The organism is Leptospira barantonii (genome assembly GCF_002811925.1).
Taxonomy (GTDB): domain Bacteria; phylum Spirochaetota; class Leptospiria; order Leptospirales; family Leptospiraceae; genus Leptospira; species Leptospira barantonii.
In genome coordinates this window covers 817,501-840,823 of the sequence record NZ_NPDS01000002.1, presented here as the reverse complement: position 1 = coordinate 840,823, position 23,323 = coordinate 817,501, and the positions used below count along the sequence as shown (strand labels likewise).

23 protein-coding genes and 1 pseudogene (1 of these 24 cut by a window edge) are annotated in these 23,323 nt (G+C 44.3%); 15 read left to right on the top strand and 9 right to left on the bottom strand.

Translation table 11 applies throughout. From position 1 onward, the window contains the following. Positions 1 to 152: pseudogene (locus CH367_RS08640) on the bottom strand (flagellar motor switch protein FliN); the annotation flags it as partial. Between the two features lie 96 nt (positions 153 to 248). Here CH367_RS08640 and CH367_RS08635 point away from each other — a divergent pair. The 4 genes from CH367_RS08635 (at position 249) to CH367_RS08620 (ending at position 3,808) form a co-directional block, all read left to right on the top strand. Further along, positions 249 to 1,547, top strand: a complete 1,299-nt coding sequence (locus tag CH367_RS08635; protein ID WP_100762039.1) for an AAA family ATPase — start codon at positions 249 to 251, stop codon at positions 1,545 to 1,547. Positions 1,548 to 1,684: 137 nt separating this feature from the next. Further along, positions 1,685 to 2,512, top strand: coding sequence for a flagellar-coiling protein FcpB (gene fcpB, locus CH367_RS08630; RefSeq protein ID WP_100762038.1), 828 nt, complete (start codon positions 1,685 to 1,687; stop codon positions 2,510 to 2,512). A 60-nt stretch (positions 2,513 to 2,572) separates the two neighbouring features. Then, positions 2,573 to 3,001 carry a hypothetical protein gene (locus tag CH367_RS08625; RefSeq protein ID WP_100762037.1) on the top strand — a complete coding sequence of 143 codons (429 nt, stop codon included), beginning with the start codon at positions 2,573 to 2,575 and terminating at the stop codon, positions 2,999 to 3,001. 18 nt (positions 3,002 to 3,019) lie between these two features. Further along, a complete protein-coding gene (locus CH367_RS08620) occupies positions 3,020 to 3,808 on the top strand; it encodes a 16S rRNA (uracil(1498)-N(3))-methyltransferase (protein ID WP_100762036.1) in 789 nt (262 codons plus the stop codon). Here CH367_RS08620 and impL63 read toward each other — a convergent pair. Beyond that, positions 3,797 to 5,440, bottom strand: coding sequence for a cytoplasmic membrane protein ImpL63 (gene impL63, locus CH367_RS08615; protein WP_100762035.1), 1,644 nt, complete (start codon positions 5,438 to 5,440; stop codon positions 3,797 to 3,799). The two genes, CH367_RS08620 and impL63, sit on opposite strands and share 12 nt — an antisense overlap. A 298-nt stretch (positions 5,441 to 5,738) precedes the next feature. On the opposite strand from impL63, the gene CH367_RS08605 reads away from it, so the two are divergent. The 3 genes from CH367_RS08605 (at position 5,739) to metW (ending at position 8,916) form a co-directional block, all read left to right on the top strand. Then, on the top strand, positions 5,739 to 7,043 hold the full coding sequence (locus CH367_RS08605) for an O-acetylhomoserine aminocarboxypropyltransferase/cysteine synthase family protein (protein WP_100762033.1): 1,305 nt from the start codon (positions 5,739 to 5,741) through the stop codon (positions 7,041 to 7,043). Positions 7,044 to 7,159: 116 nt separating this feature from the next. Further along, positions 7,160 to 8,260, top strand: a complete 1,101-nt coding sequence (gene metX / locus CH367_RS08600; RefSeq protein WP_100762032.1) for a homoserine O-acetyltransferase MetX — start codon at positions 7,160 to 7,162, stop codon at positions 8,258 to 8,260. 38 nt (positions 8,261 to 8,298) lie between these two features. Beyond that, a complete protein-coding gene (gene metW, locus CH367_RS08595; protein WP_100762031.1) occupies positions 8,299 to 8,916 on the top strand; it encodes a methionine biosynthesis protein MetW in 618 nt (205 codons plus the stop codon). 147 nt (positions 8,917 to 9,063) lie between these two features. Here metW and CH367_RS08590 read toward each other — a convergent pair whose 3' ends face one another. Continuing rightward, the gene (locus CH367_RS08590; protein ID WP_100762030.1) at positions 9,064 to 10,119 is read right to left on the bottom strand and encodes a D-alanine--D-alanine ligase; all 1,056 of its coding nucleotides are present in this window, start codon (positions 10,117 to 10,119) and stop codon (positions 9,064 to 9,066) included. Here CH367_RS08590 and CH367_RS08585 point away from each other — a divergent pair. From CH367_RS08585 to CH367_RS08565, 5 genes are read left to right on the top strand one after another with little or no spacing between them, the layout of a single operon-like run. After that, positions 10,075 to 11,559 (top strand): hypothetical protein, encoded by a 1,485-nt coding sequence (locus tag CH367_RS08585; RefSeq protein ID WP_165783244.1) that lies wholly within the window; start codon positions 10,075 to 10,077, stop codon positions 11,557 to 11,559. The two genes, CH367_RS08590 and CH367_RS08585, sit on opposite strands and share 45 nt — an antisense overlap. Beyond that, positions 11,556 to 12,335, top strand: coding sequence for an MlaE family ABC transporter permease (locus CH367_RS08580; RefSeq protein ID WP_100762029.1), 780 nt, complete (start codon positions 11,556 to 11,558; stop codon positions 12,333 to 12,335). The genes CH367_RS08585 and CH367_RS08580 overlap by 4 nt, the downstream gene beginning before the upstream one ends. A 2-nt stretch (positions 12,336 to 12,337) precedes the next feature. After that, positions 12,338 to 13,102 carry an ABC transporter ATP-binding protein gene (locus tag CH367_RS08575; RefSeq protein ID WP_100762028.1) on the top strand — a complete coding sequence of 255 codons (765 nt, stop codon included), beginning with the start codon at positions 12,338 to 12,340 and terminating at the stop codon, positions 13,100 to 13,102. A gap of 31 nt (positions 13,103 to 13,133) precedes the next feature. Then, positions 13,134 to 13,883 carry a mammalian cell entry protein Mce gene (gene mce / locus CH367_RS08570; protein ID WP_100762027.1) on the top strand — a complete coding sequence of 250 codons (750 nt, stop codon included), beginning with the start codon at positions 13,134 to 13,136 and terminating at the stop codon, positions 13,881 to 13,883. A 30-nt stretch (positions 13,884 to 13,913) separates the two neighbouring features. After that, positions 13,914 to 14,801, top strand: coding sequence for an NAD(P)-dependent oxidoreductase (locus CH367_RS08565; protein ID WP_100762026.1), 888 nt, complete (start codon positions 13,914 to 13,916; stop codon positions 14,799 to 14,801). On the opposite strand, the gene CH367_RS08560 is transcribed toward CH367_RS08565, so the two are convergent. The 6 genes from CH367_RS08560 to CH367_RS08535 all read right to left on the bottom strand — a co-directional run bounded on the left by CH367_RS08560 (position 14,761) and on the right by CH367_RS08535 (position 20,337). Next, positions 14,761 to 15,309, bottom strand: coding sequence for a GDYXXLXY domain-containing protein (locus tag CH367_RS08560; RefSeq protein ID WP_100762025.1), 549 nt, complete (start codon positions 15,307 to 15,309; stop codon positions 14,761 to 14,763). The two genes, CH367_RS08565 and CH367_RS08560, sit on opposite strands and share 41 nt — an antisense overlap. Then, positions 15,306 to 16,490, bottom strand: a complete 1,185-nt coding sequence (locus CH367_RS08555) for a DUF2157 domain-containing protein (RefSeq protein WP_100762024.1) — start codon at positions 16,488 to 16,490, stop codon at positions 15,306 to 15,308. The genes CH367_RS08560 and CH367_RS08555 overlap by 4 nt, the downstream gene beginning before the upstream one ends. Before the next feature lie 139 nt (positions 16,491 to 16,629). Continuing rightward, positions 16,630 to 17,478: a M48 family metalloprotease gene (locus CH367_RS08550; protein ID WP_425268813.1), complete on the bottom strand. Its 849-nt coding sequence runs from the start codon at positions 17,476 to 17,478 to the stop codon at positions 16,630 to 16,632. Positions 17,479 to 17,556: 78 nt separating this feature from the next. Further along, positions 17,557 to 18,408 carry a DUF2797 domain-containing protein gene (locus tag CH367_RS08545; RefSeq protein WP_100762023.1) on the bottom strand — a complete coding sequence of 284 codons (852 nt, stop codon included), beginning with the start codon at positions 18,406 to 18,408 and terminating at the stop codon, positions 17,557 to 17,559. After that, complete coding sequence (locus CH367_RS08540) at positions 18,405 to 19,106, bottom strand: LIC_11883 family protein (RefSeq protein WP_100762022.1); 702 nt, start codon at positions 19,104 to 19,106, stop codon at positions 18,405 to 18,407. The genes CH367_RS08545 and CH367_RS08540 overlap by 4 nt, the downstream gene beginning before the upstream one ends. Beyond that, on the bottom strand, positions 19,075 to 20,337 hold the full coding sequence (locus CH367_RS08535; protein ID WP_100762021.1) for an exo-beta-N-acetylmuramidase NamZ family protein: 1,263 nt from the start codon (positions 20,335 to 20,337) through the stop codon (positions 19,075 to 19,077). The genes CH367_RS08540 and CH367_RS08535 overlap by 32 nt, the downstream gene beginning before the upstream one ends. Before the next feature lie 65 nt (positions 20,338 to 20,402). Between CH367_RS08535 and CH367_RS08530 the strand changes: the two genes are divergently transcribed. The 3 genes from CH367_RS08530 to CH367_RS08520 form a co-directional block, all read left to right on the top strand. Continuing rightward, positions 20,403 to 21,641 carry a lipoprotein LipL46 gene (locus CH367_RS08530; protein ID WP_100762020.1) on the top strand — a complete coding sequence of 413 codons (1,239 nt, stop codon included), beginning with the start codon at positions 20,403 to 20,405 and terminating at the stop codon, positions 21,639 to 21,641. 565 nt (positions 21,642 to 22,206) lie between these two features. After that, positions 22,207 to 22,758 (top strand): c-type cytochrome, encoded by a 552-nt coding sequence (locus tag CH367_RS08525; RefSeq protein WP_125226107.1) that lies wholly within the window; start codon positions 22,207 to 22,209, stop codon positions 22,756 to 22,758. A 367-nt stretch (positions 22,759 to 23,125) separates the two neighbouring features. Beyond that, positions 23,126 to 23,323: the beginning of a hypothetical protein gene (locus tag CH367_RS08520; protein ID WP_100762019.1), read on the top strand. 339 nt of this gene lie beyond the right edge of the window; the window shows 198 of its 537 coding nt (coding positions 1–198); the start codon lies at positions 23,126 to 23,128; its stop codon lies beyond the right edge, outside the window.

The window sequence follows — 23,323 nt, the reverse complement described above, 5'->3', positions numbered from 1 at the left end:
CCGGAAGGAGCATCGCCCCCGCCTCCCAGTAAAGAATCCAATTCTCCACTGAGATTAAAATCGGATCCGCTTCCGGCACCCGGTGCGGCGTCGCCTCCGCCCCCGGTTAATAGAGCGTCTATGTCTTCTTGTGAGAGCGAACCTTCACCCATTTTTCAGTCTCCTTCGCAAATCCGATATTAAAGAAATCGACAGAATCTCAGATTCCTACAAGAGTATTTTCACATTCAAACGAGGTATTGTACGCATTGAATTCGCCTTCCAAACCCGAATCCTCATCCGGAGAACCGGTCCCCTCCGAAGTGGATTTTACAAAGACCAAGAGTTTTCTTCATGGAGAATTGAGCGCACTCGGATTTTCCTCCGCGGATCTTCCCGCGGTGACTTCGGAAAAAAAGGATCTTAAGATAGAATTTCAAGTCGCCTCCGTTTCCAAAACCGCCCTTTTTGATTGTTTGCAGATTCTCAAAAACCATATCGAAAATCTGAGAATTCATACATTCGAACCCGGATATTATTGTATCCAGGCCCTCAACGAAAATCTTTTCGAAACCAAAAACCTCTTGGATACGATCCGATTTCGATTCTATTCCGGAAGAACCAAAAATCGAGTCGAAATTACCAAAAAGGGAGATTTCACCAGGGAAGAATTGTTCGCGACCCTCGCCCTTTTTAAATTCTTAAAATCCGAAAAAGGAACCGAATCGGTAAAACCGGAAGAACTTTTGGCTTCTCTGGGAGTGGAAGTATTCAATCCTTTTGATGCTGAGAAGAATGGAAAGTCCGTAACCTTTGACCAGGTCGCAGGCTACGAAGGAGTCAAACAACAGATTCTGGAATCCATCATTCTTCCGTTAAAGAACCCGGACATGCTTTCCGAACTTTCCAAACTGACTCGAAAGTTTCCGAGCGATACAAGACCGAGAGCCGTTCTTTTTGAAGGAGATCCCGGCGTCGGAAAAACGACCATGGCACGAGTGGTTTCTTGTATGACCGGTCTTCCCTTAATTTATGTCCCGGTAGAATCCATTATGAGTAAGTATTACGGAGAAAGCGCACAGAACATGGCCTATGTTTTTGACGCGGCCGCGCTTTTCCCCGCTTGTCTGATTTTTCTGGACGAAATCGATTCCCTGGCAGGAAGCCGGGAGGAAGGAATGTTCGAAGCGACCCGAAAAATCCTTTCGGTTCTGTTGCGCAAGATCGACGGGTTCAGTAGCCAAAGAAACTCGGTCACGATCGGAGCCACGAACCGAAAACAGGATTTGGATCACGCCCTCATCTCCCGATTCGACCGAACCATCTACTTTCCTCTACCCGATCTCGGCGAACGGGCCAAGGTTCTTGAGACATACGCGATTCATCTTTCCGAATCGGAAAGGATCAATGTATCCGAAGGATTAAACGGACATTCAGGAAGAACGATCCGCGATTTCTGCGATTTGGTGGAACGAAAATGGGCCTCGTATCTCATCGAAAAAGGATTGAAACCCGTCCCACCACCGTATGAACTGTATCTGGAAAATAGCTCCATCCGCTCGAAATAATGTCGGTTTTTTTGATAAAAAGTGGTGCATTCATTCAATCCGGAGTCTATTATTCCGATAATACACATAGGGTTCTATGGCCAGACTTAGGTCTTGTTGTAGGATTCAAATATCCGCTTCACTAAGGACAAGGGGAAATGAAACTTCAAAAGCTATTTTTAGTAGTTCTAGTCGCAATTTCTACTGCGGTATTTTCTCAGCAAAATTCCAACGCAGACCAGAAATCACCATCAGACGCTCAGTTAGGCCAGTCAATCCTGGAAACAGAGAGAAAACTCGACGAAAAAGTATTCGAATTGAACCAAAGACTCACACGTCATACGGTTCTTATGAAAATGAAAGTTCGAGTTCTTCCTTTCAGAACCGTTCTGTTTAAAGGAAAGGCGAATAACGACGAATGTGTTCCAGCGATCAATCAAGAAGATCCTGCGAACAATTGCATCCGCGTCGAAGTTTACGACTTTATCCGTGATGAAGAAAGAGGATTGAACAAAAACGTTCAAGGTTCTCTCGCGAAGTATATGGAGATCTACTACGAAGGTCAGAACAGCAATGATCCTGAACCGAGAACGGAAGCTCCTAGAAACATCAACAAACTGAAATCTAAAATCTATAGAAACAACATGGTTTTGGAAGACAAGATCATCTCCGAAGTAATGGACAGAGGACCGAACACCCAACCGTCTCACAACGATAAGGTGGAAGTTTTCTTTCAAAAAGACAACTATCCGGAGTATGGCCGTCCTGAGACCCCCGCTGAAAAAGGTGTTGGAAAATACATCCTCGCGGGCGTTGAAAACACCAAAACTCACCCTATTCGCAACTCTTTCAAAAAAGAATTTTATATCAAACACCTGGATCAGTTTGATAGACTTTTCACCAAAATTTTCGATTATAACGATCAGTTAGGAAACGAAAATTACAAAGAGAACGTTGACGCTCTGAAGGAATCTCTCCGCTACTAAAAAGTGCGTTACATTCTCCCTTGTCCCCGATGCCAGACGGAGCTCAGAATTCCCATTGATTTGGGAAAACTGACCGTCCGGTGTCCGCGGTGCTATGAATCCTTTCTATTCGATCCTACGACGGCCGGTAAACACGGCATAGGTTATTTCGAAAAGGCTTCGCAAGAAGAGAATCCGTATCGCAAAAGTTTCTTAGACACTCTTTGGGAAAATCTCAAGCGCAACATCTACGACTTCAGATCCCGATTTCAAAACATACAACCGTTCGCACAAACCCCGGGCAAAAGACTCGCTCGGAATTTTCTTTTGATTCTTTTGGCGATCGGAATCGTTCGAACCTGCTTTTTTTCTCCCTTCCAAGATCTACGCAATCCGGATCCGTTTTCCAATTCCGATTCCCCACAAGAGATTCAACCTCAAGAAGTTGTTCCGGAAGAACCGAAAAATCCCCCTTCCGAAGAACAATCCAAACCGCAGTTTCAAATCTAAGATGATCGTTTTTACGTTTTGAATCTGCTTGTTTGCAAAGAAGAATGGAGAATTTCGAACTCGAATCGATTTTCCATAAACGATCCCCGGAAGATCGAACATATATGCAAAATTCTGAATAAAGGCGAAGGCGCCCGTTTGAAAGCCGGTTTGATCGATCGATCCTTGGGAAGATTTGTCATAGAGGAAATTTTGCCCGATCGAATCTTAGGAACCTATAAACCGATCCTAAAACCGAAACCTCGTTTTCCGGAAGTTCATATCTTACTCGCAATCAATCGCCCTCCTACGGTTCGAAAAATTCTTCAGTTAGCCGGAACCTGGGGAGTAACATCGATCGTTTTTTTAATCAGCAAAAACTCGCGCAAAGAATATCTGACCTCCCCCGTTTGGAAAAAAAACGAAATCGAATCTGAGCTGATCGAAGGGATGGAACAGGGTAAGAATATATTTCTTCCCAAGGTGAGTTTCGATTTTGTGAATCGCCCTGAAACGATTCTTCAAGAAAAGTTAAAAGAAACGGACTTTGTGTTTCGTTTGATTCTGGATCGAAAAGGACAAACACTTCCACAGATCGTAGAAGATTCGAAATCACATTCAAGTTCCGGAATATTCTCAAAAGAGAATCCGGTGCGAATTTTAGTCGCCATCGGACCCGAAAGCGGTTTTGTCAGAAGCGAAATCGATTTTTGGAAACGAAACGGTTTTACGGACTTGAATCTTTCCACTCAAGTGTTACGCACCGAAACTGCGGTCGCGTTTTTGCTCGCAAGACTTGAGGAAAAAAGTCTTTTCTTAAAAACTTAAATTGCTCGAAAACAATACTTTCTGTTCGTCCTGAGCCTGGTATTGCCCCGAAGCGGTATCATAAACCCATTTACGAACGTTCTGAAGTCGAACGGCGGCGAATCCTAAATTGATCGCCAATTCCAAAGCTCCTTGAGAACGGTCGTCGAGTTTAAATGCCTCTTTGTTTTCGTCGAATCCCTTCTTCATATAATACCCGTTTAACAAAACCAAGGTGCCGAGAGGAATGTAAAGCCCCACGAAAACCCTGGAATTGTTCGGTCCGGAATAATTCTCATAGTTGGATTCAACCGCAATTCTATAAAAACTAAAGAGGACGGTGGTAAAGTATCCTTTGATCTTCGCCGCGTCCGGATCGGCCAACTTTGCGGCCTCGAGTTTTGTTTGCGGAATGTTACTCTGAAGGTTGCTCTGATATCTTTCCAATTCGTAAAAACTATCAAAATACATCGGTATATAAGTCGCGCTCATATTTCTGTATTCCGGTTTTACCTGAAGATAAATATCCCTTCCGCCTAAACGAAGAATCGCACCGTAGTGTGTACCTTTTGCGTTATCGATCTGTTTGATCTTGTTTACGTCGTAGTATGGAGTCAGCTCCACGTATTTCGAACTGAGAAGTTTATATTCTAAATCGAAACCGGATATCGTCAGTTTTTCCGTAGAACGTACGAGCGGGTTGTTGTTATCGTCCACTTTCAATCTTCCGGTCGTATCAAACTTGAGTTCGAGGGGAGCCTTGTTGTCAAATGCGGTGGTATAACCGATCGCAAAACGATTGCTGAAATTATCTTGGTTGAAAAATTCTTTTAGATTCTGCGGCTTTTCCTGTTTCTTTTCCGCGGGAATCATCTCTTCTTTCTTTTCCTTCGTTTTTTGATCCTCGATCAAAGCGCGATAGGATTCTTTTTCTTCCGCTCCGACTTCTTCATAGACCTTTCTTCTTCCCGCCTCGTCGGCAACGTTTCCTTGTCCGACGGTAAGCATCGAAAGAAGTCTGGAACGTCCGGAGATGATATCGAACAATTTGAATCCGATCGCGATCGGTCGTACATAAACACGCGCAGAACTCACTTCTCTCGAATAAATCGAGTTCGTAAAAACCTGAACTCCCCCGTAATCGGAATTCATATCCGCCTGAAGACCCACGTTATACACATCCAAACGCTGGTTGTTCACGTATCGGTTCACGATCGTTCCGTGACCGATATAACCGTCGAACATCTTTCCTAAATATGCGGAATACGTAATTTCTCCGGGGGTGTATTTCCCGAACTGACCAAACCAGATATTGTTGATCACGCGCAGATAATCGCTTTTCTCATTGTAATCGAAGGATCTTAACTTTCCGATCTTAGAATTTTCCTGCTTCGGATCCACGTCATACATTAGAAAGTTCAAAGGAACCGTTAGAGACGCCCCGAAATCCCCGCCGAAGTTTAGATTCACCGTAGGAGCGACATAGAGATAATAGTCGTTTTGGTATTTGTTGACCCCGAGATCGTACGTAAACGGATCCGCCGGATGCATATACTGTCTTCCAGGCGGCATCCAAAGTTGTGCTTGAATTCCAGTCTGAATCGCAAAGAAGAGAAATAGAAATGTAATTAGATATTTCGAACGTTTGGTCATGTCGGATCTGGTTATTGCACCGAAAAGTCTTTTGAAACTCCCCTAAATCTCCCTACGGTAAGTTATACTCAATTATCGGAATCAGAATGCCAAATACTTCGGAATCCAACGATTTTCGAATCGAAAATATGCGATTTACGGGCATTAGGGGGAGAATAGAATCAGAAAACTCAGGAATTGCAATGGAAATTTTTTACAAATCAGTCCGCGTAAACAGATTTTTATTTCAATATAGCGGAATTTTGTTTGACTTTTCAAACTTAATTCTCAAAATACGAAAAAAGGAGAACTAGACCGAATGCCTAGAAATTATAAACCCGAGACAATCGCACTTCACGGAGGCCAATCTCCGGACCCAACGACCACTTCCAGAGCGGTTCCGATCTATCAAACCACGTCCTATGTTTTTAAGGATACCGATCACGCCGCTCGACTATTCGGTCTCCAAGAATTCGGAAATATCTATACAAGATTGATGAACCCGACCACCGACGTTCTCGAACAAAGAGTCGCCGCGTTGGAAGGTGGGGTTGCGGCACTTGCAACCGCTTCCGGTCAAGCCGCGGAAACACTCGCTCTTTTAAACATCGTAGAAGCGGGCCAAGAGATCGTTGCATCCGCTTCTCTTTACGGTGGAACTTACAACCTGCTTCACTATACGTTTCCAAAGTTGGGAATCAAGGTTCATTTCGTAGATCCTTCCAATCCCGAGAATTTCCGCAAGGCAGTGAACGATAAAACCAGAGCCTTCTACGCGGAAACATTAGGAAATCCTAAATTAGATACTCTGGATCTCGAAGCCATCTCCAAGGTCGCTCACGAATCCGGAGTTCCTTTTATCGTGGATAACACGCTTCCTTCTCCCTATCTGATCAACCCGATCGAACACGGGGCGGATATCGTGGTCCATTCTTTGACGAAATTCTTAGGCGGACACGGAACTTCCATCGGAGGAATCATCATCGATTCCGGTAAGTTCAACTGGGGCAACGGTAAGTTTAAGAATTTTACCGAGCCGGATCCGAGTTATCACGGTCTGAAATTCTGGGACGTATTCGGAAAGTTCGAGCCGTTCGGCGGAGTCAACATAGCCTATATCATCAAAGCGAGAGTTCAAGGTTTGAGAGATACGGGAGCCGCGCTTTCTCCTTTCAACGCTTGGCAGATCCTTCAAGGGGTGGAAACTCTTCCATTGAGAATCCGCAAACATTCCGAAAACGCCCTCGCAGTAGCGGAATATCTGAGCAAACATCCGAAAGTATCCTGGGTCAACTACCCCGGTTTGAAAACGGATAAGAACTACGCGCTTGCGAAGAAATATCATAAGAGAGATCTCTACGGAGCGATCTTAGGTTTCGGAGTCAAAGGCGGGGTTGCGGAAGCGAAGAAGTTCATCGACGGACTCGAGTTATTCTCTCTTTTGGCAAACGTCGGAGACGCAAAATCATTGGCGATTCATCCGGCATCGACGACCCACCAACAGTTGACCCCGGAAGAACAAGCGTCTGCGGGTGTGACTCCGGACTTCGTTCGTCTTTCGGTCGGTCTGGAAAATATCGAAGATATTCTCTTCGATCTGGAAGAAGCTCTGAAGAAAGTTTGATCCGTAAGTCGATCTGACTTTTTTGGTAATTTAAAGAGCCACTTTTCTTTTCATCTCCCGTCCAAGAAAGTAACTGAAAAGTTACACGGTGGAAAGGAAAGTGGCAACCAAAACTTATGAATGAATCTGGATCGATCGGAATCATCGAAACCAAATTTGCCGAGTTCAAAGAACTTCCTTTGGACAACGGATCCGTCTTATCTCCGGTTGTCCTAGCCTACGAAACCTACGGAACTCTATCTCCTTCCAAGAACAACGCCATTCTCGTGTGCCACGCTCTATCGGGTGACGCGCACGCCGCAGGTTATAACTCGGAATCGGATAAAAAACCCGGTTGGTGGGACGACTACATCGGTCCGGGAAAATCCTTCGACACGAATCAATACTTTATCATCAGTTCCAACGTAATCGGAGGCTGTAAGGGTTCTTCCGGTCCTCTTTCCGCACATCCCGAAACCGGAACTCCTTACGGTTCTCGATTCCCTTTCGTTTCCATCCAAGATATGGTGAGAGCCCAAAAACTTTTAGTGGAATCCTTAGGAATCGAAAAACTCTTCTGCGTTGCGGGCGGTTCTATGGGGGGAATGCAAGCTCTGGAATGGAGCATCGCTTATCCGGATTCATTGTCGAATTGTATCATCATGGCTTCCACCGCCGAACATTCCGCGATGCAAATTGCGTTCAACGAAGTCGGAAGACAGGCGATTCTTTCCGATCCGAATTGGAACAACGGTCTTTACGATGAAAATTCTCCCCGCAAGGGTTTAGCTTTGGCGAGAATGGTCGGCCATATCACGTATCTTTCCGACGACAAGATGAGAGAGAAATTCGGCAGGAACCCTCCTCGCGGAAACATTCTTACGACGGACTTTGCCGTCGGGAGTTATCTGATCTACCAAGGCGAAAGTTTTGTGGATCGCTTTGATGCGAACTCATACATCTATGTGACCAAGGCGCTCGATCATTATAGCCTAGGCAAGGGCAAGGAATTGACGGCGGCGCTTTCCAACGCGACTTGCAGATTTTTAGTCGTATCTTATAGTTCGGATTGGTTGTATCCGCCTGCTCAATCGAGAGAGATCGTAAAGTCTTTGGAAGCCGCAGACAAACGAGTGTTTTATTTGGAACTTCAATCCGTAGAAGGTCACGATTCCTTTTTGCTGAAGAATCCGAAACAGATCGAAATCCTAAAAGGGTTTTTGGAAAACCCGAACTAAACCGAACAGAGAACCCAACCGAGAATTGAACGAACGTTATGACCCCTCTTGAAAAAAAGACATCCATCGATCTTGCTCTGAAAGAAAGACCTGACTTCGCATACATTCTCAATTTGATTCCTTCGGGTTCGAGGGTTTTGGATTTGGGATGTGGAAACGGAACGTTACTCTATCTTTTAAAAGAGAAAGGGATTCGCGGTCAGGGAATCGAAAAAGACGAGGATTGTATCGTGGAATGTATTCAACGCGGAGTTTACGTTCATCACGGAGACATCGACGAGGGTTTGGAGCACCATCAAGACAAACGGTTTGATTTCGTCATTCTAAACCAGACGATCCAGGAAACGAGAAATCCCGGCGAAATTTTAAAAGAATCCTTACGAATCGGCAAGAAGGTCATCGTTGCGTTTCCGAATTTCGGCCATTGGAACGTTCGTTGGACAATCTTGACGACCGGAAAAACGCCCGTTACGGATCTACTTCCGTATCGTTGGTTCAACACTCCGAACCTTCACTTTCTTTCGGTGCTCGATTTCGTCGAATTTTGCGAGATCCAAAAATTCAAGATCGAAGACAAGGCGTATTTCAGAGACAAGTCCAGGGTGAGAATTTTTCCAAACTTTTTCTCCAAGCTTGCGCTTTTTGTGATATCTTAAAAATTAATTATAATACTTGAATATAATATTATTCTATTATTTTTATATTCTAATATTATAATTATTCAAAATATATGCCATAAAACAAAAATCCAAGGCAACAAAAACCGCAAACCCAAAAAATCATAGACCGAGCCCAAGCCCATTTCAGTGAAGTGAACTTTTAAGCCCAATCTCGATCAGATCGGCAAACACTTCTTCCATGGAAATTCCGGCCGCCTTTGCCTGCTGTGGAATCAAACTCGTCTCCGTCATTCCGGGCAACGTGTTTGTTTCCAAAATATGTGGCTCGCCGTTTACGATGATAAAATCGGTTCTGGAATAACCCCTACAACCCAACGATTCGTGCGCCGAGATCGCGAGTTCCTGAACTTTTTTCATCTCCGCTTCCGAAATTCTCGCGGGAGTGATTTCGCTGGAGCCGCCTTGTTTGTATTTGGATTCGAAGTCGAAAAATTCTCCACCGGGAACGATCTCGGTTGCGGGTAACGCGATTCTTTGGAACAATCCGTTTCTATAACGCTCCAAAACTCCGCAGGAAACCTCGACGCCCGCGAGAAAGGATTGGCTCATAATCTTGGAATCGGTTTCGAACATCAGCACGAGTTGTTCTGCGAGTTGTTCCTTGTTTGAAATCTTATGCGTGGAAACGCTGGAACCGCCTTCCACAGGTTTTAAAAATTGCGGAAATCCCAAACCGATCAGTTTCTTCACCGCGGCCTCGGGAGAATTCGTAAATTCCAACTTGCTGATCTCGAAGAACGGAGCCACCTTTTGACCGGATTGTAAAAAAATCTGATTGGCCCTGGTTTTGTCCATAGCGATCGCCGATGCCGTAACACCGGAGCCCGTGTATGGAATTCCAAGAACTCCCAAAAAACCTTGGACCGTTCCGTCTTCTCCCTTGCCTCCGTGAAGACCGAGAAATACGATGTCCGCGTCGAGATGTGTGACGGAATCGGTTTTGGAAACACCGTTCATTTTTTGAAATTCTTCCCGAAACAAATCCGGAGAATTCACTGACTCAAACGGTATCAACATCCGATATTCTAAAGGAACCACCCAGCCTCCATCCTTGGTCAAGAGAATGGGTTTGACCGAATGCCCCATCGCATGCAAAGTCTTACAAATAAAACATCCGGTTCGAATCGAGATACTGTGTTCCGTAGAACTGCCACCAAAAAAGACTGCGATCTTAGCCAAAAGAAATTCTCCAAAAAGAATGGGTTCGGTATAAACTTCGGTTTGAAGTTTAGAATCTTTTGCATCGTAATTCTACTCTTCTCCTCTGAAAACATCTTTTCGGAATACCCTTCCAAACCCGTGGGAGAATTCAAATCGAAGTATGATCAATTCTGGGTTCTGTACCAGAAGGAAATCCGAGCCGGCGAATCCGAAGTAATCTTTCGTCCCTTCTACTCGAGTTATAGGGAAGAAAAATCCGCGTATCGATTTCAAACCGTTCTTTATCCGATCTACTACAGCGAAGAAACGAAATACTGGAAGGTTTGGACCTTTCTATTCTTCTTTACCGGAACCTCCACGCTTCACGAGGACGTGGGCGAGGATACGGACGTTCTAACTCCCTTGTTGTTTTGGGGTTGGGGTGACACGGCGCGTGAAAAATACTTCGGCTTTTTTCCGTTTGCCGGAAGACTGCGCAACAAAATCGGCTATTCGGAACTGAACTTCGTTTTGTTTCCGCTTTATACAAATTGGAAATACAAGGACTACGACGCAACCGCGGTCTTATGGCCTATCTTCTTAACCGCGTCTTCCGAAACCAGGGAAGAATTCAGGTTGTTCCCTTTGTATTCTAAGAAGGTTCATCGGGGAAAATACGAACGTTATTCTATCCTTTGGCCCATCTTTCAATGGGGAAAAATCTTTCAGGACAAACGAGAACCGGTTCGTTACAAAATATTCTTCCCATTTTTCGGGTTTAAGGATTCGGAAACGGGCAACATGAAGGCAAGAGGATTTTTGATCATTCCACTTCTCGGATCGTTTATCGGTTATGGATACGACAAACGAACCGGGGAGAAGGATTTCAACGCGTTGTTCTTTTTGTTTCAATACGGGGTCAATCAGGATGAGGATTACGGAAAGCTGATATTCTTTCCATTTTACGGTCATTACAGATTCGCATCCAAACAAACCACGTTCGTAACGCCGTTCTACTTTCATTTACAGACGGATACGTTTCATATCAAGTCGGACGATACGTTTCTCATTCCGTTTTACTTTAACTCGAAACGAAAATACGTTCAATGGGACCGAGAAGAAAGTTATCTGAAACTCTGGCCCCTCTTCAAATATCAAAAGGACCGGGAAGGAAATCTTGTCTGGAACGTTTTGTCACTGTTCCCGATCAAATCCGAAGTCGTGGATCGGATCTGGGATCCTCTTTGGTCCATCGTGGAATATCAAAAACTTTCCAACGGAGAAAAAAGGGTTTCGGTTTTGATGCGGGCTTATACGCAGAGATGGACCGAAACCGAGTTTCACGCGAGTATTCCTTTCGTATTGGAACTTTCTCTGACTCCCGAAAAAACTTCCTGGAAATTCCTTTACGGTCTCATCGGCTATGAAAGAATCGAATCGAACCGGAATCTTCAACTTCTCTGGTTTATCAAAATATGACCGAACCTATCAAAGAAAAACTCACAGAATTTTTTTACGCAAGCGGTTTTACGATCCTTTTGGTATATGAGAGTATTCTAAACCTTCCTTATAGTTTTTTTAAAAGAAAGGAAATTCTGGATCAGATGTACATCACCGGAGTCGGAAGTATCTCCGTGGTTTCCATCGTCGCGGTTTTTACCGGAATGATCATGTCGCTTAACACCGGACTCGGTTTAAAGGATTTCGGCGCGGAAGGACAGATCGGTCTTTTGATGACGATCACTCTCACAAGAGAAATGTCTCCGTTTATGACAGCGCTCATTCTCGCGGCGTCGATCGGTTCGGCGATGGCCGCGGAAATCGGAACGATGAAGGTTTCGGAAGAAGTGGATGCGCTCGAAGTGATGTCCATCGATCCGGTGCGTTATTTGATCTTTCCTCGAATCTTGGGTTTTTCGGTTATGGTTCCCGTGTTGTGCGTGTATTCCACGATTCTCGGAATCTTGGGAGGAGCGATCGTGGGTTATTTCCAACTCGGGATCGACTACTTCACATACTTTCGGGACGTGTTCGATCGGATCGCTTCGATCCCGGGTCTGAAAGATTTATACGTTGGAATTCTAAAAGGATTTATCTTCGGCGTGATCGTGTCCGCGATCTCCTGTTCTCACGGTCTTAGGACCTCGGGTGGTGCGATCGGAGTCGGTCGCGCTACAAGAGAATCGGTCGTAACCTCGTTTTTGATGGTGATCTTTACGGGTTATATGATCACCGCCCTACTTTATAGAGATTGAATATGGAACCGTTTGCAATCGAACTCAAAAACGTTCACAAGTCTTTCGGCAAAAGAAAGATTCTCGCGGGAATGGATCTCCACGTAAAAAAGGGAGAAACTCTCGTGATTCTCGGACCGTCCGGAACCGGAAAATCCGTAACGCTCAAACATATCACCGGACTTTTAGAACCCGATGCGGGAGACTGTTATATCTTTGGAGAAAGTATTTCCAGAGTCAGTCCCAAAATCAAAAAGAAACTCAGGGCGAGAATGGGAGTTCTCTTTCAATCGGGGGCCTTGATCAACTGGCTTACCGTATTCGACAACGTTGCCTTACCTCTTCGTGAACACAAACTCGCGTCCGAAGAAAAGATCAAAGAGATCGTCATGCAAAAACTAAAACTCGTGGATATGGTGATCGCAAAGGATAACTTTCCGAACGATACCTCGGGTGGTATGAAAAAACGCGCGGGAATCGCGAGAGCGATTACGACTAATCCGGAGATCATTCTCTATGACGAACCCACTTCGGGTTTGGATCCGGTGATGTCCAACGTAATCAACGAACTCGTGTTAAAGATTCAAAAGGAAACCGGGGCCGCTCAGGTTGTGGTCACACACGATATGTCGAGCGCGTATATGATCGCGGATCGAATCAGCTTCGTCTATAAAGGAAAAATCGTGTTCACCGGAACCCCCGAAGAAATTCAGAAATCGGACAACGAACTGATTCAACAGTTCATTCACGGAAGAACGACCGGGCCGATGATCCTGGAAACCAAATAAAAGATCGCACATTGTATGAGGAGAATCTAATATGAGTTCTTTGCGTTACCTGCTCGTCGGAGTCATTTTCACCGCGGCCATCGCCGTTGTAGGATATTTTACGATCATCACCGAAGGTGGTCCCGTAAAAAAACGGGGAGAATTTATGAAGGTCACCTTTCGAAACGCGGAAGGGATCAAAGTGGGAAACAAGGTAACCGTGCAAGGAGTACCCTTCGGTTACGTTTCCGCGATTCGATTGATTCAAATCGACGAAAACGGAATTGAAATTCACGAAGGAGAAACCGGGATCGGAACCAGAGTGGAAATCACGATGCTTCTCCGTGAAAAAATCAGACTCTACGACAACTACGATATCATCATCAAAAACGAAAGTCTTTTGACCGGACGTGTGATTTCAATCGATCCGGGAACCACGGACCCGGAATCCGAAAAAACAAAAGCAAGATCCACACCCGTTACGATGATCGATTACAAGGCGGCGGGTGCGCTCAAAGGAAGGGTTCTTCAAGATCCTCTCGTGAGCTTATCGGAGTTGATCTCCGAAAACCGGGGAGATATACGGAAAACATTTTCTAACATCGCCGATATCACCACAAAGATCAACACCGGAGACGGAAGTTTGGGACGTCTGATCAACAACGACGACGTTCATAAAAACGTAAACACGGTTTTGACGGACGCGCAGATCGTCCTCCGAGAACTCAGAGAAGGTCTGGAGGACACAAGGGAACAAACCCCGGTCACAAGCTTTATCCGTGCGGCTTTGAGTGCTTTCTAATATCATAATTTATTTTATTTCTATATTCTAATGAAACAATATACCATCTCCATCGTCGGAACCGGAATCATGGGACGCGGGATCGCGGATAACCTGGCCAAAGCGGGACACAACCTCAGACTCTACGCGCGCGATCTTTCCAAAATCGACGATCTCAAAAACGAAAAAACTTCGCTCTTCCATTCTCCCGTGGAAGCGGTAAAAGAAAGCGATCTGGTCGTTCTTTGTCTTACCGAAGACGACGTGGTCGAAAAAGAAACGATCTCCTCCGGACTTTTGGACGTAAAACCTCCGATCCTCATAGACTGTGGAACGACGTCGTTGCCCTTGACCTTAAAACTCGCAAAAGAATGTAAAGACCGGAAGATTCGATTTTATGATTCGCCGATGACGGGTTCTAAAAACGCGGCGAGAGACGGACAAATTCTTTTTATGGTGGGAGCGAACGAAGAAGACGTTTCGGACATTCGATTTTTCTTCGAGGCCTGTGGAAAGAACACGGAATACTGCGGCGGCCTAGGCGGCGGACAAAAAGCAAAACTCGCTCTCAACATGATCCAAGCGGGAATCTTTCAGGTTTATATGGAAGGTTTTGAACTCGCAAAAAATTCCGGAATTGAACCGGAAACTTTAAAGAACATTCTTCTGCAATCGGCGGCAAAATCCGGGATTGCAGAGTTCAAGTTTCCGTTTGTGTTTAACGGAAACTATGAAACTCATTTCTCCTTGAAGAACATGAGAAAGGACGTTTACCATGCGATGGAACTCGCAAAGGAAAATCAAACAAACCTCTCTCTTTGTAAAAATCTTCCACCGATCTACGATTCCGGCATGAAAGCCGGTTTCGGTGAGAACGATTTTTGCAGTTTGAACGAGGTTACAGCGAAGATCCGTCCTCCCAAATCAAAGAATCCGTAAGCGCCTTTCCGTCTCCGTCCACCTTAAGACGGATATGAACCTTTTCGTCCCGAAGACGTTTTTCATAGTCGAGGGCCTTGGTTTCGTTTACGTAAAAACGTTCATTGTCGATTCTAAATCTTCCGTATTGACAGTTTCCGCGCAGATATAACTTGCAAACTTTACGATCTTGTAATGTTTCTGCGTTGCAATTCTCCACAAAGGTTCCGTCCCCTTCTTCGATTCTTCCCGGATGAGAATAACAAACGCAGTGCGTTTGGTTCTTATCGAATTTGCGAAACGAATCCGAATCGTCCGTCGAAGCAGAAGTGCACAAAGAATACGTCTGATATTCGATGTTGTATCGAAGATAATGACCGGACAACAGATCGCGTGGATCGTATCCGTTTACGGGAAGAATCAATTCCTTCCCGGACTTCTTTACGAATTCCAGATATACGATTTCGGACGCAAAGAACGCGACCGGAATCAAAAGTGCGATCGGTAAAAGAATTTTGAGGATTTTCATTCTTGTTCTCCCAAAAAGGTTCTCACCCTTCCTTTAAATTTCAGATAACCGACCGTCGATGCGATGATCAGAATTCCGGAAACGATCAAACCGAATCCCGTATACGAAAGAGATCCGAACAAATCGAAGTAGAAATACAAAAAGCGAATTCCGATCACAGCGATGGAAAGATCGAAAATTCTTTTGTGCGATCGAAACGCGGAAGCGATTCCCAACCAAAACACGACGAACAACAACGCCGGAATCATGGAAACGATTCGGTTCCATACGTGTGCTGAGAACGTATCTTGCATCGAATGGAGAAAGAAGATCGGAAAGTATAAAAGAAACAACGCAACTAAACTGATCGCAAAGGATTTCTTTTGAGATTTGGAAAACGAATCCAGCTTGAACAAAAGAAAAATACCGGGAATCAATCCGGCCAAACGAATCCAAACGTTGCTCCAAGGATAATCCTTCAAGGCTTGTAACCAGGATTCCTTACCTCCGTCCAAGGAAGAATACCAAAGATCATACGATGGTCTAAAACCCCAAAAGGAACTTCCCGCGATCAAAAACAATACGGTCCACAGAAAGATCGAACCCTTACGGGATTCCAAAGAGAATTTCTCGACCGCGAGCCAGATCGTAAAAAATCCGATCGTACAAAAGAAGAAATAATTCTCCCAATACGTTTTGTCAAAACCGGAATTCTGATCCAAAATCCAACCGGTTAAAAAAATCTGAAAACCGATCAGCCAAAGGTGGAGTAACGTCTTGGAATCCGTGGCGAGAAGAAATAAAAAATTGAGAATACACCAAAGAGCGGCGGCTTCGTAGTATTCTCCCCCTCTATGATAGACCTGGGAAACAAGTCCGATCATTCCGAGGATCAACATAGAATTGAGCACGGTAAAGACGGTGAATAAGTTCGGATTCTCCCGTTTCCAAAAGGCAAGTCCCGATATGATCGTAAGCACGGAGAGACCGACGCCTAACTTTAGAAAATCGTGAAGTTCTTCCCAGTTCGCGGCGATGATCGCGATCACTCCGATCCCGATCACAAAGACGCCCAATACGATAAAAGAATAATATAGATAGGGAGTTTTACGGGTTTCTTCGAATTTTAAAATCGCATCCGATTGTTCGGATCGAATCAAACCCTCTTCCACCCATTTTTTGAGTTTTTGTTCCAAACGCATAGATGCAGAATTTTAGGAACAACCGACTTTAAGACAAGGAAATTTTTTTCGTTCGAACCGGGTTCGGTTACAACTGGATTCGGAGACAAAAACCCGGTGTTGGAAAGGAATTCGTATTAATTTTACGGCTCTTGTAAGCTCACTCGGAATCGCCGAAGGCTCTTCTCATCGCGGCTTGATACCGTTCCGTATAAAGATTTTCGGGAGTCGCTTTCGGATTTCCGATCGTCTGTAATCTTTTTTTGTTTTCGGAAATTCGATCCTCGTTCAACGGATGTGTGGATAAAAATTTAATCACACGTTTATCGGGGCCGGATCCGCCTTCTTCCTTTTCCTTTTTTTCAATCAGAACAAAAAAGGATTCGAGAGCGCCCGGATAGTATTTCGTGGATTTTAAATATTCAAAACTCATTGAATCCGCTTCGGCTTCCGCGGAACGGCTGTTCGCCAGAGTTAGAATTTCTCCGCCTACCCGGGAACCCAGGTTGATCAGATTGGCCGCGTCCGATCCCAAAAAGATCGTAAGTCCGATATAAATCGTAAAATAAATTCCCAAAGAACTGATGATCTGTTTTACGGAATGTCTTTTTTCGGCGTGCGCGATTTCGTGAGCGAGAATGGCGGCTAACGTGGCCTCGTCCTGGATGAGTTTCAACAATCCCGTATAAACGAAGATATAACCGCCCGGAGTACAAACCGCGTTGATCGTATCGTCGTCGTCCAGAATGGAAATCTTATACGGAAAATCCTTTTTGTATTTGATCTGATCCGATTTGAGAATTCTGTCCGCGACCGACTTTACGTATTTTTCCAAAGCCGGATCTTTGAGGATGTGCATCCCTTCCTTTCCGTCTTTTGCGTTTTCCAAAAAGGATTTGCCGATCTGAAGATCCAATTCGATCGGAACCGCAGAGTCGATGATCGCACCACAACCCCAAAAGTAGACAACGGAGAAAAGAAGAAACAACTTCGGAAGAATCTTTTTCATAGGAAACATTCTTCTCAAGGGACGAGTTAGAATCAAAGCAGAATTTTTAAGTGGAAACAAGAACGGAAAATTGAAAAACTACTCCGCGCTGAGAACGGTTTCGTAACCGCCGTACGCGCGGATATTGATGACGCCGTTTTGAAAAAGAAGATATTGACCTTTGATTCCGGTAAGAATGTCTTCGATCACTGGATTTTTATCGGGAGCCAAGGATTGAATCTTTTGCGGATAACTCTGCACGGGATAACGAAGAATCGTGGGAGTTTCTTGAGAAGAAACCTTGTAGTCCAGATCGAAATCCAGTTCTTCGATTCGTTTTATGAATTCTTTTTTTCGTTCGGAAAGATCGATCGGTTCCGGATCTCCCGCGACCATCTTCTGCCAAGTCGTTCTGTCCGATAACACTTTCGAAAGTTCTTTTTCGATAATACCCGCGTCCCTTCTCGATGTGACTTCGACGAGAGGAATTCCCTGAACCGCACCTTGATCCACCCAACGATTGGAAACCGGATTCTCTTTTGTGATTCCGACTTTGATCGCCGAGCTATTGGCAAGATACACCGTATGCGGAATGAAACAATGGGATTCTCCCCAATCGGGTTCGCGACAGGTTCCCAAATGAAAATGACAAGTATCGGGTCTTAAAATACAAAGATCGTTTTCCGCAAGTGTTTGAAAACAGGTAAAACAATTCCCTTGATTGAAACTTTTTTTTGTGATCCTTCCGCAGGAAACACAACGGATCTTTCCGGTGAATTCGAGTTTCACCTTCTTACCCAAGTAGTTTAGAATAGTAGAATTTTCTTGAATATGCGCCTCTTGTTTTTCTGACGAATCCGAATCGTAGGTCGCGGTTACCCAGATATAGGAAACCGGATCGATCCCTTGATGATCCATCATTCTTAAAAAACCGGAGGCGATCGGTTTCATGGGAATAAAATTTCTCTTCCCGATAAGGGTCTCAAGATAGGATCCACTTTCACTTCCAAGATCGCGTTCAGTTTCGAACCGGACCAATCAAAGATCAGAATTCGATCCTGAAATTCGTAATGACTGAGTTGTCCGTTGTTTAAGTAGAACGCTCTCAGAGATTCTCCCGGACTCTCCTCCGAACCGATCTGCGCCACGTTTTTTCCGGAGATCGTAGAGCCTGAGTACAATTGAATATTCTTATATTCTTTTACAGGAGCTGGATTCGGGTTCAAACCTCGTGTAGACGACGGAGAATTTGCGGAGGCAGTCGTCGTGTTCGATGCGGATAAACTCGAAGGCGTCGAAACAACTTCCGAAGTAGAAGCGGAAGTTTGTGCGGAAGAACTTTGTTGTTTCAATAACCCGCAGAAAAAAGGTCCCGGAAGTTCCGGAAGCGAAATCGAACAGGGAGAATTCTCCCAAACCTGCTCCTGGCTTGCGGGATATTCCCTTCTCAAACTCTGAGCGACCTTCGCGTACGTGTAATATTTAAGACGTCCGATCAATTCTCTTAGAGAATATTCCTTCCAAGCCGGTTCCTCAGCAGAAACCGAAACATTCAAAGAAAGGAATAGAATCAAAAACGCAAACGTTTGGAACGAGTTTGAAACTTCTTTCTTCATCTTAGTAGAGATAATATTTCTTAATCTTTTCATTGTATTCTTTCTCGGCAGAATTTAAAAATTCGGAATACTGATCGTAATTTTTTCCGGAATCGATCGCTTTTCGAAAGGATTCTGTTCCCCAAAGAAAGTCGATGTTGTGAGTTCCGTCCGGATACGACCTCCATTTGAATTCCTTATAATTCGCTTTCAAGCCCGTAATCAATTTGAACGCCATTTTGAGAGGATCGTATTTTCGATTTACGACGGTTAGGCGAAGTCCCCTGCAAATTTCGTTTTTATACGGACCGAACACGGGCTTAAAAAACACGGTTTGATAGTAATAATCTCCGCCCGAATTCTGATTCAATTCTTCCGCTAACTTTTCGGGTTCGTTCATCCAAGGCGCTCCGAAGTAAACAAAAGGAGCGGTTGTTCCTCTTCCCACGGAAACGTTCACACCTTCCAATAAAACAAGACCCAAGTAATTGATCGCGGCGTCCACGGTCGGTAAGTTCGGAGAAGGAGTTGTCCAAGGAATTCCTTCCTTATCCCAGTCGAAGGAACGTTTTGCGTTCTTCGGAGATATGATATCCAACTGAACTTTTTTATCCAAATATTCCGAGTTGTAAAAGACCGCAGATTCTCCCAAGGTCAATCCTCCGAAAAAGAGAGAAGGAAATTCTCCCGCAAAGTTTAAGAATCGTTTGTCGATCATCTCTCCTCTTCCCTTTAGATAAAGAGCCGGGTTTACGTGATCGAGTACGATGAGCTTCGTGCTCGCCGGATCGGGGATTCCATCCATGATTCTTTTTAAAACTGTGAGATAAGTATAACATCTCATCCCCATATCCTGCACGTCGAAAAGGATCGCATCCGCTCCTTTTAGGATCGCCGGAAGTTCAGCGTTCTTTACGCGATATATATGATAGATGGGAAGATTGAAAAACTCGTCCACGGTCACGGGAGATTTGCTGAAGTCTTCCTCCAAACCGAGAAAGCCGTGTTCGAGTCCGATCAGATGTTTGATTTTAACGTCGTGTTTTTTAAATTCTCGAACGATTCGTTCGGGGCTTCTGCCAATTCCGGAAGGGTTCGTGATGAGAATCACATTCTTACCCGCAAGTCCGGGAAGAACGTTCGAATAAAATTCGATTTCGGAGGGAATTAGTTTAGAATCCGCAATATGTTTGCGAAAGCTTTTTTCCGCGCAGGCAACCGAAGGGAAGAACAGAAAAAAAATGACTAAAAGGAAGAATTTTTTCTTTATTTTTGTGTAGAGCATCCGAGAATTCCTATTTTGTTTAAGAAAATCCCTCAAACCTATTCTTCAAGGAGAAAAACGACAAAATGAATCGTTTCCCTACCACCAGGCTCATCGCGGCCCTAGCAGTTATTTCCTTCGCAATCAGTTGCGGTTCTTCCGGTTCCACTCGTGGTAAGAAGAAAGAGATGTATGAGAAAGAAGGTAACAAAGTTACCGTAATCGGTGAAGCGCCTATTTATAACGGCGACAAACAGATCGCAAAACAAAGAGCCTTGAAGGACGCAAAGATCAACGCGGTTCGTAAAGTGATCGGCGAAGAAATCAGCAACAAAAGCAAGGCTTCCGATGGAGAAAGTTTAGGCTCCAGTCTTCTTTCCAAAACGGACGCATTCGTTAAAAGTTACGATATCATCGACGAAGCGGAAGGAAAAATCGACACTCAACCTATGTTGAAACTTACCGTTCGTTGTGAAGTGGAAGAATCTAAAATCTCCACTGCGGTTGACAATCTTCTCGCAGACGTAGGCAATCCTAGAGTTGCGGTTCTTGTTCTTGGTAAAGTGGCTGGAGCTCCAGTTGCGCCTGCAAGCGCGAACAATTTCGGAGAAGCCGAAATCATCAAAGCTCTGAAAAAGAACGGAAACAAGATCATAGATCCGGCCCTTACGGCAAAAAAAGTAAGCAAGAACCAAGTCGACGCTGATAAAGTGGAAGGTTCTCCTTTGATTAAGGTTCTCGCGGAAGCTCTTCAAGCCGAAGTTCTGGTTTTGGGAACGGTTGAAACCGAAGACCAACAACCTCTTGACTCCGTAAATGGAAAGGCTCTCGAAAGAACGATCTACAACACAGCGGCAACCGGGACTTACAAAGTTGTTCTTCTTTGGGGCGATGGAAAAATCGTGGATAGCGGAACGGCTGATGGACGCGGTGCCGACATCACTCAAAAAGTTTCCAGAGAAAAAGCGATCAGCGAATGGGCGGCTTCCGTTTCTAAAAAAGTAAACGCTCAACTCAAAGACGAATGGTTCAACCTCACTGAAAACAATCCGATCGTTCTGAAGTTTACCGGACTCAACGCAGACGAAGCGACTAAGTTCAAAGACGATCTTACCGAGTTTACTGCGGCTAAAGAAGTAAACGTAAGAACTTCCGATACAAACGGTTCCGAGTGGGAAGTGATCTATCCGGGTAAGGATGCTCTTTTCCAAGAAGAATTGGTTTATAAAAAAGACAGAGGATTCTCTTTCTTAGCTACTAAGTCTTTGGAAGTAAAGTCCGCTACTCGCGGAGTGGTTACGTTAGAATTCAAACCGCTCAAATAATTTTCAGTTTAGAATTTTAGAATGTAGTAAAATACCCGTGGTTTCAAAAACCTCGGGTATTTTTTTTGTCTTCGTAACCCGAGCGTATTTTTAAAAAGAAATATGCAAAGGCGAGAAATCGTAGAAAAATAAATCAGGAAGTGTTCTTTGCAGTTTTGTCGGAGGTACGACAGGATTAGAAGTGAGGATTTGCTTGACCATAGTATGATTTTCTGATATGGAAGTTTGCCTGGGATGGACCCACCACCCGCCCCACCTCCCAAACTAGGGTGGGGCGATCGTTTTCACGGAAGTATCGTCGGAACAACTCCTAAAACATCCAACAACAACTCTTATCAAAAAGAAATCTCCAATTCCCGGATTTGTTTTGGTGTACGATTTATAAATCGAACTCAAGAACGTTATCCGCAACCTATAACAAAGAACATTCAAATTCTAGAATATTCTTTTTTTGAATCGCCATGCCCGGCAAAATCGAGAATCTGCCTAACGATCCAAACTCAAGTTCGAAACACACATGAGAATTCTTAAGCTTGGATCGATTTACACTGACATGGAGATTGTTATGAAAAAAATTCTATCGATCGCTTTGAGCATAGCCGCACTTCTGGCTTTGATCTCAAACTGTTCTAAAAACGACAACTCGACTTCTGCTCGGATCGAACGCGGTAAAAAACTCGTTCTGATCGGCGGATGCAACGATTGCCACACACCGAAAACGATGACACCGCAAGGTCCGGTTCCCGACAATTCCAAACTTTTGGCCGGATATTTGGAAACCAATCGATTGCCCGATTACAAAAGTTTTCAAAATTCTCCCTGGCTTCTTTTTAACGGAGATCTTACCGCAGTTGTTGGTCCTTGGGGAGTCAGCTTTGCAAAAAATCTTACACCCGATAAAGAAACGGGACTCGGAGGTTGGAGCGAAGAGATGTTTGTTCAAACGGTTCGCACTCAAAAAAGAATGGGCGTTGGCAGACCGCTCCTTCCTCCTATGGGACCGATCTTCGCCGCCAACTTAAGCGTATTAAACGATGAAGAATTGAAGGATATCTTTGCGTATCTCAAATCCATCAAACCGGTTCGTAACCAAGTTCCAGAGCCGATCATGCACTAAGAAAAAATTTTCGAAATAAGAAACCGCAACGGTAGAATTCTTCCGCTGCGGTTTTTTAATTTCCTCCGTAATCTGCCCATCCGCAACGTTCATAGATTTCTGCGTTCTCAACTCAGTTTCAAACTTGATTCTATTATAAAACCGGAATATAAAATTTATAATACCTTTGGAATCAATTCTTTTGTTTCAAAAAGATGGAACATCGGGTTCTCCAATTTTAGAATGAAAATGAATTTTGAATTGCCAGTAGAAAACTTTCAAAATCAGTAAAACGAGTTTCTAATTTTTTCAAAACGAACCCGATACGATACGAACCCGAGCTAATATAAAGCGCAATCCATCTTGATTTTTTTAAAAGGAGAATTCCATGAACCGATTTCCACGAAAGCACGTTTTGCTCCCGATCACCATTCTCCTTTGTCTGTTTTTATTTTTAATCCATTGCAACGGAAATTACGATCGAGCCAAAAATTTTCAAAGGGAAGAATCCGAATCGATCCGCAAAAGCATCGTAGAAATATTAAATTTTTTGAAATACGATTCCTATCAGATTTTAGTAATACCA